Source organism: Haloferax volcanii DS2 (assembly GCF_000025685.1).
Lineage (GTDB): Archaea > Halobacteriota > Halobacteria > Halobacteriales > Haloferacaceae > Haloferax > Haloferax volcanii.
Genome location: NC_013967.1, coordinates 592,450 through 608,026 on the forward strand (window position 1 = coordinate 592,450; position 15,577 = coordinate 608,026).

At 68.2% G+C, this 15,577-nt stretch carries 14 protein-coding genes and 3 pseudogenes; 6 read left to right on the plus strand and 11 right to left on the minus strand.

The features are described 5' to 3' along the window. The first annotated feature begins 58 nt into the window (after positions 1-58). The gene (locus tag HVO_RS07895; RefSeq protein WP_004044271.1) at positions 59-526 is read left to right on the plus strand and encodes a hypothetical protein; all 468 of its coding nucleotides are present in this window, start codon (positions 59-61) and stop codon (positions 524-526) included. 103 nt (positions 527-629) lie between these two features. On the opposite strand, the gene HVO_RS07900 is transcribed toward HVO_RS07895, so the two are convergent. After that, complete coding sequence (locus tag HVO_RS07900; protein WP_004044270.1) at positions 630-1,553, minus strand: sulfide-dependent adenosine diphosphate thiazole synthase; 924 nt, start codon at positions 1,551-1,553, stop codon at positions 630-632. Between the two features lie 91 nt (positions 1,554-1,644). Here HVO_RS07900 and HVO_RS07905 point away from each other — a divergent pair, with 91 nt between their 5' ends. After that, positions 1,645-3,132 carry a 2-oxo acid dehydrogenase subunit E2 gene (locus tag HVO_RS07905; protein WP_004044269.1) on the plus strand — a complete coding sequence of 496 codons (1,488 nt, stop codon included), beginning with the start codon at positions 1,645-1,647 and terminating at the stop codon, positions 3,130-3,132. 54 nt (positions 3,133-3,186) lie between these two features. Here the strand turns inward: HVO_RS07905 and HVO_RS07910 are convergent, their stop codons facing one another. The 3 genes from HVO_RS07910 to HVO_RS07920 are packed head-to-tail and all read right to left on the minus strand — an operon-like array spanning position 3,187 to position 6,278. After that, positions 3,187-4,236: an NAD(+)/NADH kinase gene (locus HVO_RS07910; protein WP_004044268.1), complete on the minus strand. Its 1,050-nt coding sequence runs from the start codon at positions 4,234-4,236 to the stop codon at positions 3,187-3,189. Continuing rightward, positions 4,237-5,247, minus strand: coding sequence for an alpha-ketoacid dehydrogenase subunit beta (locus tag HVO_RS07915; protein ID WP_004044267.1), 1,011 nt, complete (start codon positions 5,245-5,247; stop codon positions 4,237-4,239). Next, positions 5,244-6,278 (minus strand): thiamine pyrophosphate-dependent dehydrogenase E1 component subunit alpha, encoded by a 1,035-nt coding sequence (locus HVO_RS07920; protein WP_004044266.1) that lies wholly within the window; start codon positions 6,276-6,278, stop codon positions 5,244-5,246. The genes HVO_RS07915 and HVO_RS07920 overlap by 4 nt, the downstream gene beginning before the upstream one ends. Before the next feature lie 249 nt (positions 6,279-6,527). On the opposite strand from HVO_RS07920, the gene HVO_RS07925 reads away from it, so the two are divergent. Next, positions 6,528-7,508 (plus strand): glutathione S-transferase family protein, encoded by a 981-nt coding sequence (locus tag HVO_RS07925; protein ID WP_004044265.1) that lies wholly within the window; start codon positions 6,528-6,530, stop codon positions 7,506-7,508. Between the two features lie 96 nt (positions 7,509-7,604). Further along, positions 7,605-8,678, plus strand: a pseudogene (locus HVO_RS07930) (molybdopterin-dependent oxidoreductase). 42 nt (positions 8,679-8,720) lie between these two features. Here HVO_RS07930 and HVO_RS21390 read toward each other — a convergent pair. The 6 genes and pseudogenes from HVO_RS21390 to aspS form a co-directional block, all read right to left on the minus strand. After that, positions 8,721-8,852: a hypothetical protein gene (locus tag HVO_RS21390; protein ID WP_004044263.1), complete on the minus strand. Its 132-nt coding sequence runs from the start codon at positions 8,850-8,852 to the stop codon at positions 8,721-8,723. A gap of 57 nt (positions 8,853-8,909) precedes the next feature. After that, positions 8,910-9,369 (minus strand): annotated as a pseudogene (locus HVO_RS07935) (hypothetical protein). A gap of 76 nt (positions 9,370-9,445) precedes the next feature. Then, the gene (locus tag HVO_RS07940) at positions 9,446-10,198 is read right to left on the minus strand and encodes a 4-phosphopantoate--beta-alanine ligase (RefSeq protein WP_004044261.1); all 753 of its coding nucleotides are present in this window, start codon (positions 10,196-10,198) and stop codon (positions 9,446-9,448) included. Positions 10,199-10,253: 55 nt separating this feature from the next. Then, positions 10,254-11,087, minus strand: coding sequence for a pantoate kinase (locus tag HVO_RS07945; RefSeq protein ID WP_004044260.1), 834 nt, complete (start codon positions 11,085-11,087; stop codon positions 10,254-10,256). 54 nt (positions 11,088-11,141) lie between these two features. Then, complete coding sequence (locus HVO_RS07950; RefSeq protein ID WP_004044259.1) at positions 11,142-11,597, minus strand: SHOCT domain-containing protein; 456 nt, start codon at positions 11,595-11,597, stop codon at positions 11,142-11,144. 351 nt (positions 11,598-11,948) lie between these two features. After that, the gene (gene aspS / locus HVO_RS07955; protein ID WP_004044258.1) at positions 11,949-13,253 is read right to left on the minus strand and encodes an aspartate--tRNA(Asn) ligase; all 1,305 of its coding nucleotides are present in this window, start codon (positions 13,251-13,253) and stop codon (positions 11,949-11,951) included. Positions 13,254-13,412: 159 nt separating this feature from the next. Here aspS and HVO_RS21475 point away from each other — a divergent pair. Next, a pseudogene (locus HVO_RS21475) lies at positions 13,413-13,961 on the plus strand (cupin domain-containing protein). 46 nt (positions 13,962-14,007) lie between these two features. Next, positions 14,008-14,805: a DUF4013 domain-containing protein gene (locus HVO_RS07965; RefSeq protein WP_013035430.1), complete on the plus strand. Its 798-nt coding sequence runs from the start codon at positions 14,008-14,010 to the stop codon at positions 14,803-14,805. Positions 14,806-14,828: 23 nt separating this feature from the next. Here HVO_RS07965 and HVO_RS07970 read toward each other — a convergent pair whose 3' ends face one another. Continuing rightward, positions 14,829-15,551, minus strand: coding sequence for a phosphoglycerol geranylgeranyltransferase (locus HVO_RS07970; RefSeq protein WP_004044255.1), 723 nt, complete (start codon positions 15,549-15,551; stop codon positions 14,829-14,831). Positions 15,552-15,577 lie beyond the last annotated feature (26 nt).

The window sequence follows — 15,577 nt, forward strand, 5'->3', positions numbered from 1 at the left end:
GCCGCGTGACTCGATTAGCCGACAGAAACGATATGTCGGCCCCGTGTCAACCGACGGTATGGCCTCGTTCCTCGCGGCGCTTCTCGGCGCGCCCTTCAACGCGTTTCACCTCTTGTTCTTGGGGCTCGTCGGCTACTGGGTGTCTCTCGACGCCGCAGAGCGGGGGAGTAACGCGAGTCTCCTGTGGGCGCTCGGCTGTGTCGTCTTCCAGCCGCTCGTGGCCGGGTATCTGCTCTACCGGAGTCGAATCGGCGGGCGGCCCGACCCGGCGGGCGTTCAGGAGCGACTCGTCGGCACCTTCGTCATCGGTCACTTCGTCGCGGCACAGCTCTGGTTCGCGGTGCGACTCACCGACGTAATCGCGTCGGTGACGTACCCGCCGGTCGTCGAGTTGCAGTACTATCTCGCGTTGCTTGCCGTCGGTGTCCTTCCCGGCACCCTGCTCGTGTGGAATCGCGGGTGGGCGCGAATCCGGCGAACGCTCGGCTGGGTTCACGAGCAGGAACGCGAGGCGGTCCAGCGGTAATGGAAGTCGAACCGGGTCGGATTGGGTCGGACTGGGTCGGGAGCGACCCAGAACAAGTGTCAGAGGCGTCGGGGGAACCGACGGTCGGACCGCCGGGAGGCGGTCAGTCGTCGGCCGGCGCGGGACCGGAGATGCTCACGTCGGGCGCGTCGCGGCCGAGTTCGTCGAGACAGGACTGCGCCGCCTGACGCCCGGAGAGCAGCATGGCACCGAACGTCGGCCCCATGCGCGGCAGGTGGTGGGCCGTGGCGACGGCCATGCCGGAGGCGACGACGCCGGGGTGGACGACGCCCGTCGCGTCCACGATGCTGTCTTCGCTCTCCGAGACCCACATCGAGTCGTGGCCGGGCGAGTCGTGGCCGGGCGCGCCGTACTCGCCGTCGGCGGTCTTGTCCATGCCCGTGTTGTGTTCCTTGGCGTGTTCGATGCCGTTCACGTCGAGGACGCCGCGCTCGGAGAGCTTCGAGAGGACCACCGCGTCGTGGCCGGTCGCGTCGAGGACGAGGTCGGACTCGACCGCGATGGGGTCGACGCAGGTGAGTTCGCGCGGGAGCGCGTGGACCGGCGTCCAGTTCATGACGATGCCGCCGACGCGGTCGTCCTCGCGGAGGACGACGTCGGTGAACTCCGTCATGTTCTGTATCTTCGCGCCGGCGTCGCAGGCGGCCTTGATGAGCGCGGAACAGGCGTGCGGGCCGTCGGCGACGTACAGCCCCTCGGCCTCGTCGCTCTCCTCGTAGGGGACGCCGAGTTCGTCGAGGACGCGCTGGGCCGGGTCGCGGACGGTCACCTTGTTCATGAGGAAGCCGCCCAGCCAGAAGCCGCCGCCGAGGTAGTTGTTCTTCTCGACGATTGTCACGTCGACGCCGCGCTCGGCGAGTTCCTTGGCCGCGACGAGCCCGGAGGGGCCGCCGCCGACGACGATGACCTCCGTGTCGGTGCGCTCGCGGAACTCCTCCATCCACGAGTCCGAAATCGCGCGCGTGACCTGTGCTTCCGTCGCGTCGGTGAAGCCGTCGAACGACATACTACTTAGTGATACTACCTAGTAGTAAAAATCTGGTGGTCGCGCGCGCGGCGACCTAGATATATCATGGACTATTGTGTATATCACTGGCATGGCGTACGTAGTCAAGATGCCCAAACTGGGGTTAGAGATGAAGTCCGGCGAGCTCTCGGCGTGGCTCGTCTCGGAGGGCGACGAGGTCACCGAGGGCGATCCAATCGCCGAAATCGAGTCGGAGAAGACGACCGCGGAGATAGACGCCAAGGAAGACGGCGTTCTGCGGCGCGTCGTTCTCGCGGAAGGCGAGTCGACAGCGCCCGGCGGCGCGCTGGCAATCGTCGCCGGCGCGGACGAGGACATCTCCGGTTTGGAAGCTGACGCGGGCGTCGGTGAGGGCGGGAGCGAACCCGTCGCGACAGACGACTCCGCGGGCGACTCGTCCCCGACCGAGGTGACCGAGACGACGGAGACGGCGGCGACCGGCGGCGGGGACGCTTCGTCGGTCGCGCAGTCGCGCTCGCGCGGGTCGGACGGGGCGTCGGAGAACGGCGAGGTGCGCGCGTCGCCGCGAGCGAAGCGACTCGCGGACGACCTCGGGGTCGACCTCACGACCGTCGAAGGCACCGGGCCGCAGGGCGCAATCACCGAGAGCGACGTGGAAACCGCGGCCGAATCCGCGACCGCGACCGCGGCCGAAAAACGCGTGTTCGCCCCGCCGAGCGCCCGCCGCCTCGCCCGCGAACTCGGCGTCGACATCGAGGCCGTCGAGGGGACGGGACAGAACGGCCGCATCACCGAGTCCGACGTGCGGGCGGCGGGCGGCGCGACCGCGGCGGCGACCGACTCGTCGGCCGCCGGAGCCGCCACGACCGCTGCGACTGACGCGACTGCCGCGAGCGAACCGGCCGAAACGGAGCGGCCGCTATCCGGGATGCGCCGCACCATCGCCGACCGCCTCGGCGAGAGCTACCGCGAGGCGGTCCACGTCACGGTCGACCGCCGCGCCGACGCGGAGGAACTGTTGGCCGCGGCGAACGCCGCCGCCGACGCTCTCGGCGTGGACGTGTCGATAACGGACGTCCTGCTCCTCGCGCTCTCGGCGTCGCTCGACGAGCACCCCGAGTTCAACGCGACCTTCGAGGACGGCGTCCACAGGCTCCACGGGGAACACAACGTCTGCATCGCGGTCGACGTCGACGAGGGGCTCATCGCACCGGTCGTCCGCGACGTGGCCTCGCTGTCGCTTTCCGAACTCGCCGAGACTCGCGCCGAGACCACTCAGCGGGCGCTGTCGGGCGACTTCACGATGGACGACCTCTCGGGGGGGACGTTCACCGTCTCGAACCTCGGCGTCCTCGGCGTCGAGTCGTTCGACCCGATAATCAACCCGCCGCAGGTCGCCATCCTCGGCGTCAACACGATTCGCCGGGAGGCCGTGCCGACCGACGACGGCGACGTGGCCGTCCGGCGGGTCATCTCGTTTTCGCTGTCGTTCGACCACCGCATCGTCGACGGGGCGGACGCCGCCCGCATGCTCGGCACGCTCGTCGAACACGTCGAGAACCCGTGGCCGCTCGTCATCGCCGCCGGCGGACGGTGAAAAAACCGGGGGCCGAACTGGTCGGTCAGGCCGGTTCGAGTCGGGGCCGCCGGCTCACCCGAGTCTGAAGCGCCCGTCGTCGGCCGCCCGTTCGAGGACCGCCTCGACGTCGACCAGTCGCGGGCCATCGCTTACCGGGCGGAGGCGGACGGTCCCGTTTCGCACCTCGCGTTCGCGCTCGCCGTCGACGCTTATCACCCCGCGGTCCACCTCGAACGCGTAGCCCTCGCCGTCGTCGAGGACGCGGTGTTCGGCTACGTCGACCGTCGAGAGGCGTCCGGGGACGGTAATCGCTCTGACCGTCGTTGCCGGGTTGGTCGTCGCGTCCGCCGCACCCGCCGCGTCTGTCCCGTCACCTCCGTCATCCCCGCCACGGGCCAGTCGGAAGCCGACGCCGCCGGGTTCGTCCGGTCGGTGCGTGACGAGACCGCCGGCGATACCCGACAGGCCGATTTCCGCGGGCGACGAGCGCGAGACGACGCCGCCGACGATGTCGCTCGGGTCGAGAATCGCCCGCGTGCCCACGAAGGGGCGGTCGAGGACGCCGACGGTGGCGAGGCCGCGGATGACCGTCGTCTCCTCGGACCGGACGACATCGACCTCGATGGTTCCGTGGCGCGTGGTCGCCTCCGCGGCGGGGATTGCTCCGCTCCCGACGAGCGCGGCGGCTGCACCCGCGACGGTGCCGTCGACGGGCGTCGGGACGACGTTGTTCGTCCCCGTCGAGATGCTCACGACCGGCACGTCGTCGATGGTCTGGGCCACGTCCCGCGTCGTGCCGTCGCCGCCGAGGACGACGACGGCGTCGGCGTGCTCCGCGAAGTGGGCCGCGGCCGTTCGGCTGTCTTGACCCGACGCGGTGACCGTCATGTCCACGAACTCGACGCCGAGGTCGTCGGGCGCGTCGTCGACGATGCGGTCGGCGAGCCCCGTGCTGTCGGGCATGACGAGCACCTCCACGTCGTCGACGAGCGTCAGTCCCGCGAGGACGCAGCCCGCGGTGCGGCGTTTCGCGTAGTTGTTACTGACGCTCGCGCCGCCGGTGAGTCTGCGGATGTCGCGGCCCGCGGCGGGGTTGACGACGAGCCCGATAGTGGTCGTCACTTACACGATGCGGTTGATTGCGGCCTCCACGTCGGAGCCGCTGGGGAGCACTTCCTCTTCGAGCGCGGGGCTGAAGGGGATGTGAACGTCGGCGACGCCGACCCGCTGGATGGGGGCGTCGAGGCTGTAGAACGCGTTTTCCATGACGCGCGTCGCCACCTCGGCGTGAGTCCCGTACGACAGCGGGCTCTCGTCGGCGATGACGAGGCGGCCGGTCTTTCCGACGCTCTCGACCAGCGTGTCGGTGTCCATCGGGTAGAGCGACCGGAGGTCGATGACCTCGACGCTCGTCTGGCCCGCGAGTTCCTCGGCGAGTTCGAGCGACTCGCCGACCATGCGTTGGGTGGCGACGACGGTCACGTCCTCGCCCTCGCGCTCGACGCTCGCGGTGCCGATTGGGATGGTGAAGTCCTCGTCGAGCGGCACCTCGCCTTTCTGTTCGTATATCTGCTTGTTCTCGAAGACGATGACTGGGTCGTCCGACCGGATGGCCGACTTCAACAGGCCCTTTGCGGACGCCGGCGTCGCGGGCGCGACGGCCATCACGCCCGGGAAGTGGGCAAACCACGTGTGAATCGTCCCGGAGTGCTGGCTGGCCGCGCCGCTCCCGCCGCCTTCCGTCGTTCTGACGGTGACGGGCATCTCCGTCTTGCCGCCGAACATGTAGCGGTTCTTCGCCATCTGGTTGATTATCTGCTCGGAGCAGACGCCGATGAAGTCCGAGAACATGATTTCGACGACCGGCCGCGTCCCGGTCGCCGCCGCGCCGACCGCCGCGCCCATGAAACCGGCCTCGCTGATGGGCGTGTCGCGGACGCGCGTCTCGCCGAACTGCTCGACGAGGTCGCCCGTGACCTCGTAGACGCCGCCGAACTTGCCGACGTCCTCGCCCATGACGAACACGTCGTCGTCGCGTTCGAGTTCCTCGCGGAGGGCGAGTCGAATCGCCTCGCGGATGGTCATCTCTTTCGTCTGGTCCGGGCCGGTTCCGCTGCTGGTCTCGGTGCTCATCGGTTCTCACCTCCGTCGGCCCGCATCCCGCTGGAGAAGTCGCTAATCTCCGGGACGGCCGCGTTGAACATGTCTTCGTACGCCTCGCTGGGGTCCGGGTACGCCGCGTCTTTCGCCTTCCCGACGGCGTCCTCGATTTGCTGGTCGATTTCGGCTTTCATCTCGTCGAACTCGGCTTCGGTTATCGTCCCCGCGTCCACGAGCCGTCGCTTGAACGTCTCGATGGCGTCGCGGTCCTTCCAAATCGCCACGTCCTCTTCGGTCCGATACGGCTGTTGGTCGCCCTCGAAGTGGCCGTGGTATCGGTACGTCTCGGCCTCGATGAACGTCGGTCCCTCGCCGTCGGCGGCCCGCTTGCGCGCCTCCTTGACGGCCTCGTAGACCGCGGTGATGTCCATCCCGTCGACAGTGAAACCGGGGATGTTGTACGCCTCAGCGGTCTCACTGAGGTTCTGGACGTTGTGCTGTTTCTCGACGGGCGTCGCCTCGCCGTACTGGTTGTTCTCGACGAGGAACACCGCCGGGAGGCTCCACGTCGCCGCGAGGTTGACGGCCTCGTGGACCTGTCCCTGCGCGACCGCGCCGTCGCCGAAGAACGCCAGCGCGACGGTGTCTTCTCCTTTCAGGTGCGACGTGAGCGCGGCCCCCGTCGCCAGCGGCGGCCCCGCGCCGACGATGCCGTTCGCCCCGAGCATCCCCGCGTCGACGTCCGCGATGTGCATCGACCCGCCTTTGCCGTTACAGTAGCCGTCGGCCTTGCCGAACAGTTCGGCCATCATCAGGTCCGGGTCGAGGCCCTTCGCGATGCAGTGGCCGTGTCCCCTGTGGGTGCTCGTGATGTAGTCGTCCGATTCGAGGGCCGAACACGCGCCGACCCCGACCGCTTCCTCACCGACGTAGAGGTGGACGAACCCGGGGAGTTCGCCGTCGCTGAATAGGTCGGCCGCCTTCGTGTCGAACGCCCGAATCGTGAGCATCCGGCGAAGCGCCTCGCGCTGTCCATCCTCCGTCTCGATGTCTAGTACCACCATGCGACGTACCAACAATTGGTACAATCTATGATGACTTTTTCTCAACGTGGCAGCTATCGGGTCAGTCTCGCGGCTGTGACTGTGTAATCGAGTAACGCTGCCGTGTCTCTTTTCTGATGGGTTTCTTACACGGTATCGGACCGCGCGATGGCGGCCCAGTTCGCGGCCGGTTACACCGATGTCGCCTCCCTACTTTTGGTGTTCACGTCCCAACGGACGGACGATGCGAGCACTCCAGGTCGTGGTAGCATGAACATGCTCTACGAAGGCGAGTGGCGAACCGACAAGTTCGTCGCCAACAACGAAGACGGCGAGTTCGAGCGCCAGACGACCGACTTCCGCAACTGGGTCGGCGAGGACGAGCGGTTCCCGGTCGAGGCCGGGCGGTACCACCTCTACATCTGCCGCGCCTGTCCGTGGGCACACCGCACTGCGATGACGCGCGCGCTGAAGGGTCTCGAAGACGCGATTTCGCTGTCGCTCGTCGAACCCGTCCGCATCGACGACGGCTGGGAGTTCTCCGAGGACCTCCCGGACCCGCTGTACGGCGAGGAGTTCCTCCGCGACATCTACCTCCGCGCCGACGACGAGTTCACCGGGCGCGTCACCGTCCCCGTGCTGTGGGACAAACAGCGCGAGACCATCGTCAACAACGAGTCCCGCGAGATTATGCGGATGCTAGACGAGGCGTTCGACCCCCTCGCCGAGCGTGACGTGGACCTCAACCCCGACGGCTACGAGGAGGAGGTCGACCGCCTCGTCGACGAGATTTACGAGCCGGTCAACAACGGCGTCTACCGCGCCGGGTTCGCAACCACCCAAGAGGCCTACGAGGAGGCCGTCGAGGAACTGTTCGACGCGCTCGACCACTGGGACGAGGTGCTCGACGACCAGCGGTTCCTCGCCGGCGACGTGGTCACCGAGGCGGACATCGCGATGTTCGCGACGCTGATTCGCTTTGACCACGTCTACCACACGCACTTCAAGTGCAACAAGAAGGCCATCCACGAGTACGACAACCTCTGGAACTACACGAAGGAACTCTACCAGCTTCCGGGGGTCGCAAAGACGGTCAACATGGACCACATCGTCCGGCACTACTTCGTCAGCCACGGCGACATCAACCCCAAGCGCATCTACGGCGTCGGCCCCGACCTCGACTTCGACGCCGAACACGATCGCGACCGCCTCCCGGCCGACCTCCCGGCGGCGCTGACGGCCGACGACTGAGCTTCCCGCTCCTCGTCTCGTCTCGTTTTCCGTTCCGCCTCCGCTCCCGTCGTCTCCCGCGACACGCTATTCGCGCTCGAAACGCTATCACTTCTCATGGCAAGCCGCGCGACTCGCCTGACCCGCGCGCTCCGGCGGGTCGAACCGCCACCCCGAGCGGTCGACTGGTCCATCTTCGCGCTCGTCGTCTTCGAGACGCTCTCGGGCGTGCTGAGCCTCGGGGCCGGCCACCCGGCCAACGGCCTCCTGTTCGTCGTCCACGGCGTCGCCGGCCTCTCGCTGGTCGTTCTCGTCGGCTTCAAACTCTATCGGGTCCGCCGGCGCGTCCTCGACGCGCGGCTCCGCGACCGCCACACCGCGCTCTCGGTCCTCCTCGCGGTCGTCGCGCTCGCGTCCCTCGGCACCGGCATCGCGTGGGTGCTCGGCGTCGAGGTCCGAATCGGCTTCTGGACGCTGCTCAACGTCCACATCGGCTTCGGCCTGCTCGTGGTTCCGGTGCTGTTTTTCCACCTCTGGGCGCGCTTCCGGCCGCCCCGCCGGGTCGACTTCGCGGAGCGACGCCGGGCGCTCCAGTACGGCGCGATACTCGTCTTCAGCGCGGCGACCTACCGGGCGACCGAGACGGTCGGGGCGCTCCGGGGCGTGGGCCGTCGGTTCACCGGGTCGCGGCCGCTTCCGCCCGGCGAGGGTAACGACGCCTTCCCGGTGACGAGCTGGGTCGCCGACGACCCCGACCCCGTCGACCCCGACTCGTGGTCGCTTTCGGTCACGGGGCTGGTCGACCGCTCGCTCGAACTCGACCGGGCCGACCTCGCGCCCGGCGAGACGCGGTCGGTCCTCTTGGACTGCACGAGCGGGTGGTACACCGAGCAGCACTGGACCGGCGTCAGACTCGGCGATGCGCTCGATGCCGCCGGTGTTCACTCGTCGGCGCGGTGGGTGACGGTCCGGTCGGTGACGGGCTTTCGGTGGTCGTTTCCCATCGCGGAGGCCCGCGAGATGCTGCTTGCGACGCACGTCGGCGGCGACCCGCTCTCGCACGGCCACGGCGCTCCGCTCTGACTGGTCGCGCCGAACCGCCGCGGGTTCCAGTGGGTCGATGTGGTCGAGGTGCGCCGGCGGCGCGACCCGGCGCAGTGGCTCGCGGTGCTGGTGAGCGGGTTCGGATAATGGCTCGCAGTGCTGGTGAGCGGGCTCGGATAGCGGCTCACCTCACCACGGAAGAATCCACAGCACGTCGACGAGGCGGTCCAGAATCGTCTTCTCGGCCTCGTCGGTCGTGTCGTCGGTCGAAGCGTTCGTCGCCTCGCCTTCGTCGGGCGCGCTCGAATCGGAGGTGGTCATACTGGCCGCTATTCTTGTCAACTTGAAAATGCTTTCTGTGGGCGGGGTCGCTGGTCATCACTCATCGCGGAATCCCGCGAGATGCTGTTTTCGTCCCGCGTCGGTGAACGCTCGTACAGTCGCGGCGCGTTCGCCACGCGACGACGCCGGCACCGAGGAAGAGGAGGCCGCCGGCGACGAGCAAGAACGGCTCCGCCCCGAGGATAAGTCGTGTCGTCCCGTCGAACGTCTGGACCGTGGTGTAGAGTCCCGGCTCCCGGACGTAGTGGGACACGGCCACGAGCGAATAGCCGACTTCGACTCCACCGACTGCTACGGGGAGAACCGCGGCGTACTTCCACCGGAATGCGGCCAGCGTCCCGACGACGCCGACGCCCCCGAGCCGCGCCAGCAGGTACTCCTCGTGGTTGAGTCGGCCGCCCCATCCCGTCGTTATCGTCCCGTCGTATCCGGGTGCGACGTGGAGCAGTTCCTGATGGATGCCGGCGACGACGGCTCCGAAACCGACGACCGCCATCACGACTGCGAGGGCTCGCTGACGGTCCATATCGACACATCTCGTGTCGCTCAGCAAATAGCCTTGCTCCCAGTCTTCACTCGTCGCCGGCGCGAATCGCCCGCTCGGCCGCGTCGAGGGCGGCGTCGGCGTCGAAGTCAGCGACGATAGTTTCCAGTTCCTCGCGTGTCGCGCCGGAGCCCCGCAGGTCGCGCGCGTGAGCCGCGATGTTCGGAACCGCGCGCATGATGTTGTCCACGATGGGGACCGTGGCGACCTGCGCCGACCGCGACATCGGGTTGAGGTCGACGACGATCTCGACTTTGTCCATCGCACCGAGCGCCTCGGCCCGGTCGCCGTCCTCCAGCGGAACGACCACCACGTCGGCGCTCCCGATGCCGTCGGCGTCGACCTTCGCGCGCTCGTGGTCGATACCCGGAATCCGCCCGTCGCCGGTGAGCCCCTTCACCTCGTCCGCGCCGTGGTCGCGCAGGTGGGCCGCGATGGCCCGCATGCGCTCGTCGGTGCGGTTGAACAGGTTCACCTCGATGTCGGCGTCGACGGCGGCGGCGAGGTCGACGACTTCGCCGGGGCAAAGCGCCGCGACGTTCCCGTTGACGGAGATGACCGGCTGGTCCGCGAGCAGAAGGTGCGCCGCGGCCGCCCGCGTCGCCTCGTCCGAGCTCGGAAGCGTCCGCTCGCCGAGGAGGTAGTCGAACGCCTCGCCGCGCCCCTGCGCGATGAGTCCCTGCCGGCTCGTGATACCCTTCTCGACGCCCTCCTCGATGCGGTGGCGGGTGAGAAGCGACTGGTATCTCGGGTGGCTCTCGGGAATCTCGATGTCGCTCATTGGTGGTGGGTCGTCGCCGCGGCAGTAACACGTTTTCTCATCTCCGACGCGGAACTCACGCGGAGTCGAGCGTCGACCCCGCGGGGTGGATGCGGCATCGCTCGGTGTCGTACCCGGCGTCCGAAAGGCCCGTTCCGACGGCGAACACCGTCTCGCCGAGCATCGCCATCGCCGCGTCACCACCGGCGTCTCGCACGTCTGCGATGGCCGTCTCGACACGGTCGGTGAGCAGGCCGGCGTCGCGTGCGAACTGCCGTGACTCGGCGAGGAATCGCTCCACCGTCGGCTCTTCCGCGAGTGCGTCGAGTGCCGCCTCGCCGGCGGCGGTGAGCGTGCTCGTGTCGCCACCGATGATGTCGGCCGTCGAGAGGCCACCGAAGGTGACGTACTCGATGTGTGGGCGTGCGGGAATCCCGTCCATGTATCCGTGTCGCGGTGCCCCGGGGTCGATGCGGAGAGGCATCCCACCACGGGCCTGCGCCACTACGTCGCCGAGGCCGGTCCCCGCGCGGACCTCGGCCACGTGCGCGAGGGTGATGAGTTCGTTTTCCGACCGTCCGCAGGCGAACACCGCGTTCGCCGCGAGCGCGGTCCCGAGCGCCATCGCACCGGAGACGCCGAACCCCGCGCCGAGCGGTAATTCGCTCTCCGCGTCGACTGCGGCGGTCACACCGAGCGCTCGAAGCACGCCTACGACCGGCGGCATCTCGACCGCTTCGCCGTCGAGAGTGATCGCCGTCACCGGTGCCGGTTCGACCGTCACGGAGACGCCGTGGGAGAGTGTCAGCCCCGCCCCGCGAGAGCCGGCGACCGCCGGGTCGTCGTCGGGGTGGGCGCTGAAAAACCCCGTCACGTGCCCGGGCACGAACGCCGTCGCGTCGTCGCTCATCGGTGTTTCTACGACGGGGGTCGGTTAACGGTGTTGCGTTTCGTCGCGTCCGCGTCAGTCGCGGTCGAACGCCGTCTCCCGCTCCGTCTCGCCCGCTTTGCCTTCGCGTCGCCGCGAGGCCGCCGACTCCCGGGCGTCCGCGACCGTCTCCGTCTCCAACAGTCGCTCGACTTTCGCCTCGAACTCCTCCTCTGAGAGTTCGCCTGTCGCGTAGCGCCGCCGGAGCGTTTCGAGCGCGTCTTCGGTCTCGGTCGTCATCGACTCGGACGCGTCGTAGCCGCGGCGGGACTCGTAGATGCGGACGAGGGCGAGTGCGGCGGGGAGCACGCCCGCAAAGCCGACCGGGAAGACGATCCAGAACCACCACTCCCCGAGCGCGAGTAGGCCGAAGCCGACCAGAAAGATGAGCGCCACGACGACGCCGGCGACCAACTCTTGGAGCGGCGAATCGTCATCGTCGTCGCTCGCGTCCTCGACGGCGTCGTCGACGACGCGCTCCGCGTCGGTCATCGGTCTCCTCCACGACGACGGTCGTACATAGTGCTCTAACGTGTCCGCGAGCTAACGACTGTTTCGCAAAAATGGGGTCGCGTCGGTGGGGTGCGCCGTCGCCTCGGGCGACAGGCGCTGGCGGGCTGACGAGACTCGCGTGCGCTCGTCTCGTTGGCTCGCCAGGTCTTCGGCCCTTACGGGCTCAGACGCTGGCGATCACGCGGGAACTCGGTCGCGGCAAAGCCGCTCCCGGCTCCCGCGCTCGTGTTGCGCCGTCGCCTAGGGCGACAGGCGCTGCCGGTCGCGCGGGAACACCGTCGGACTCACGTCGTTCGTCCGACGAGCACCCACTCGAAGAAACGCCTTCGTCTACGGACTCAGGCGTTGTCTGTCTCGCGGGAACAGCACAGCTTCTCGGATGTTCTCCAGTCCGAGCATCGTCATGATGAGCCGCTCGCCGCCGAGCCCGAAGCCGGCGTGCGGGGGCATGCCGTACTTGAACATCTTCGTGTAGTACTCGAACGCGTCGGGGTCGAGCCCCTGCTGCTCAAAGCCGGCGACGAGGTGGTCGAAGCGGTGTTCACGCTGGCCGCCCGAGACGAGCTCCATGTTCGGGTGCATCATGTCGAAGCCCGTCGAGAGCGTCTCGTCGTCGTCGTGGTCCTTGATGTAGAACGGCTTGATTTCGCTGGGCCAGTCGGTGATGAAGTAGTGCTCGCCGACGTCCTCGCCGAGCGCCTTCTCGCCCTCGGTGGGGAGGTCGTCGCCCCAGACGAGCTGTTCGTCGAGTTCGCCCGTGGCGTTGATGCGCTCGATGGCCTCCTCGTAGGTGAGCCGCGGGAACTCGCCGGACGGCGCTTCGAACTCCTCTTCGAGACCGAGCGCTTCGAGCTCGTCCTGGCAGTTCTCCTCGACGGCCTCGTAGGCGGCCGTGACGACGGCCTCACAGACGTCCATCGCTTCCGTGTGGTCGATGAACGCCGACTCGAAGTCGATGGAAGTCGCCTCGTTGAGGTGGCGGGGCGTGTTGTGCTCTTCGGCGCGGAAGATGGGGCCGACCTCGAAGACGCGTTCGAGTCCGGAGCCGACCATCAGCTGTTTGAACAGCTGCGGCGACTGGTTCATGAACGCTTCCTGGCCGAAGTAGGTGATGGGGAACAGCTCGGTGCCGCCCTCGGTCCCCGTGGCGACGATTTTCGGCGTGTTGATTTCGGTCGCGCGGAGGTCGCGGAACTTGTCGCGGACGGCGCGCTGGACCTCGGCGCGAATCTCGAAGATTGCCTTCACTTCGTCCTTGCGGAGGTCGAGCGTGCGGTTGTCGAGGCGCGTCGAGAGCTCGGCGTCGACCTTGCCGGAGGGGTCGAGCGGGAGCTGCGCCTCGGCCTCGGCGATGACGTCGAGGCTCTCGGGCGTGACTTCGACGCCCGTCGGCGCGCGCGGCTCTTCGTCGACCTCGCCGGTCACGGAGATGACGCTCTCGCGGTGGACGCCCAGACCCGTCTCGACGAGGTCGTCGTCCATCTCGTCTTTCTCGAACTTGACCTGAATCTTGCCGGAGGTGTCCCGGAGAATCAGAAACGCGATGCCGCCGAGGTCACGGACTTCGTGGACCCAGCCGGCGACGGTGACCGTGTCACCGGGCTCGGCGTCGGCCGTGTACGTTCGGTTTCGCATACGACGTGGTTCCCGACCGTTCGTCTTAAACATCGTGTCTTCGCCTCGCTCGGAGGCGTTCGACCGTCCACTCTCACGCGCGTCGGGGCGAAACAGAGCCACGAGTTCGCGTGGTAGTCGGCACCGCGGTACTTAGTCCGAGGCGCACGTCGCTCCGGTATGGCTCCCGACCCACCCGACGCAGAATCGACGCCCGACCCGGCACCGACCGCCGCTCGCGCCGCCGACCTCGACTGGGCCGAAACGGGCGCGGGGACCGCTTTGCGTTCCGCCGGAAGCGACTCGCGGACCGCGCCGGCGGCCGCGACCTCGGCTGTTCGCTCTACGAAGTGCCGCCCGACAAGCGGCCGTGGCCGACGCACTACCACGAGGGCAACGAGGAGGCGCTGTACGTCCTTTCGGGGTCGGGCACGCTCCGGACGCGCGAGGGCGCGGCCGACCTCGACCTCGAACCGGACACCTACGTCGCGCTCCCCGCGGGGGCCGACTACGCCAGGCAAATCGAGAACGACGGCGACGAACCGCTCCGGTATCTCGCGCTCTCGACGATGAGCCACCCCGACGTGACCGTCTATCCCGACTCCGACAGTCGGCGTGTTCTGCGGCACGCCGCCCGGCGGCGACGGCGACGCCCGAACGCTCCACGGTTACTTCCCGCGGGACGCCGCCGTAGACTACTGGGACGGCGAACCGACGACCGGGGAGTGAACCGGCCGCACGCGGTCGCGGCGACGGCTCCGGCGCTGAGGTTTATATGCGAACCCGCGACCATCTCGCTTCGGACATGGACGTTTCAGACCTCGAAGCCGCGTTCGCACTCCCGCTCGCCGAAGACACCTCGGTCGATACGACCCTCCTCGGCGTCGTCTCGACGCTCGCGTCGCTCGCCACGCCGCTTGCGGGCATCTTGCTTGCGGGCTACGTCGTCCGCCTCGTTCGTGCCGGCGACCGCGAGGCGGCCGCGCTCCCCTCGTTCGACGACCTCACCGGTATGGCCGTCGACGGCGCTCGTCTCTCGGCCGCGCTCGTCGCGCTCCAACTCCCCGCAGTCGGCCTCGCGACCGTCTCCCTTCCGGGTTCCAGGCCGTCGATTGCGATGCTCTCGTACGCGACCAACCCCGTGATGCTCGGGTCTTTCGGCGTCACCGCGCTCGACACCGCCGGCCTCGTCGCCGCCGGCCTCGCCTCGCTTTTGGGGTCGTATCTCTCGCTGGTGGCGACCGTCGCTCTCGCCCGCGAAGCGTCGCTCGCCGCGGCGATTCCGGCCACGCGCGACCTCGCGTCCGACCGCTCGTTCGTCCGCGTCGCCTCGGCCGTCGCGCTCGTCGTCTTCGTCGCCCGTCTGTTCGTCGCTCTCTGCGCCGCGGTTCCGGTCGCCGGAACCCTTCTCGCCGCGACCGCGTCGTTCCTCCTTTTGGTCGTGTCGGCGACGCTCCTCGGTCGCGGCGCACCGGATGCGTCGTCGCCCGGTGCCGACGCGACCCGCGAGTCGCACGCCGACGGCGTGAACGCGGAGTCGGTGGAGTCAGCGGAGTCGGTACCGTCGGCGTAGAAACAGAAACCGCGCCCGTGGGATTACTCTGCGACGAGTTCGGCCGTCGCGTCCTTCGCGCCCTCGACCGTCTCGCGCACCGCGTCGACGCCCTCGTCGTGCAGGAGGTTGCCGACGACGACCGCGTCCGCGTGCTGGCCCATCTCGTAGGCCGACTCGTAGTCGTGGATGCCACCGCCGTAGAACAGCGTCGCATCGTCGAGCGCGTCGTGCGCCGCGCCGACCTTCTCGGGGTCGCCGTAGGTGCCGGAGTACTCGACGTAGATGATTTTCTGGCCGAACATCTTCTCGGCGACGCGGGCGAACGACGCCACGTCCTCGGCGGACTGGTCGGTGTCGGCGTCGGTGTACTCGGCGACCGACGACTCGGGGTTCAACACGATGTACGCCTCGGTGTGGGTGCGGTCCCAGTCGAGGCCGTCTTCGATGCGGACCCACTCCTTGTGCGCGCCGGTGATCCAAAACGAGTCGCTCGCGTTGAACACCGTCGGGATGAGGTAACCGTCCAGCGCGTCGTCGTCGATGACGACGCCGGGGTTCGACGGCTCCTGGTAGATTGGCACGTCGTACTTCGAGGTGGCCTCGATGACGCGTTCCATCTTCTCCTCTGTGATGTCGAGCGTGCCGCCGATTTCGAGGGCGTCGGTGCCCGTCTCACACACGTCTTCGAACGTCTCGCCGTCGACGAGGTCCTTGTCCGGGTCGATTTTGGTGATATGGTCCCAGTCTTCCCACGGATAGCTCATTGGTCGCTCTATGCTTGAGGGGGCGT

Bases quoted from the DNA above. Each gene is read 5' to 3' on its own strand.
- HVO_RS07895 (WP_004044271.1), top strand. From the start codon at position 59: ATGGCCTCGTTCCTCGCGGCGCTTCTCGGCGCGCCCTTCAACGCGTTT.
- HVO_RS07900 (WP_004044270.1), bottom strand. From the start codon at position 1,553: ATGTCGTTCGACGGCTTCACCGACGCGACGGAAGCACAGGTCACGCGC.
- HVO_RS07905 (WP_004044269.1), top strand. From the start codon at position 1,645: ATGGCGTACGTAGTCAAGATGCCCAAACTGGGGTTAGAGATGAAGTCC.
- HVO_RS07915 (WP_004044267.1), bottom strand. From the start codon at position 5,247: ATGAGCACCGAGACCAGCAGCGGAACCGGCCCGGACCAGACGAAAGAG.
- HVO_RS07920 (WP_004044266.1), bottom strand. From the start codon at position 6,278: ATGGTGGTACTAGACATCGAGACGGAGGATGGACAGCGCGAGGCGCTT.
- HVO_RS07925 (WP_004044265.1), top strand. From the start codon at position 6,528: ATGAACATGCTCTACGAAGGCGAGTGGCGAACCGACAAGTTCGTCGCC.
- HVO_RS21390 (WP_004044263.1), bottom strand. From the start codon at position 8,852: ATGACCACCTCCGATTCGAGCGCGCCCGACGAAGGCGAGGCGACGAAC.
- HVO_RS07940 (WP_004044261.1), bottom strand. From the start codon at position 10,198: ATGAGCGACATCGAGATTCCCGAGAGCCACCCGAGATACCAGTCGCTT.
- HVO_RS07945 (WP_004044260.1), bottom strand. From the start codon at position 11,087: ATGAGCGACGACGCGACGGCGTTCGTGCCCGGGCACGTGACGGGGTTT.
- HVO_RS07950 (WP_004044259.1), bottom strand. From the start codon at position 11,597: ATGACCGACGCGGAGCGCGTCGTCGACGACGCCGTCGAGGACGCGAGC.
- aspS (WP_004044258.1), bottom strand. From the start codon at position 13,253: ATGCGAAACCGAACGTACACGGCCGACGCCGAGCCCGGTGACACGGTC.
- HVO_RS07965 (WP_013035430.1), top strand. From the start codon at position 14,008: ATGCGAACCCGCGACCATCTCGCTTCGGACATGGACGTTTCAGACCTC.
- HVO_RS07970 (WP_004044255.1), bottom strand. From the start codon at position 15,551: ATGAGCTATCCGTGGGAAGACTGGGACCATATCACCAAAATCGACCCG.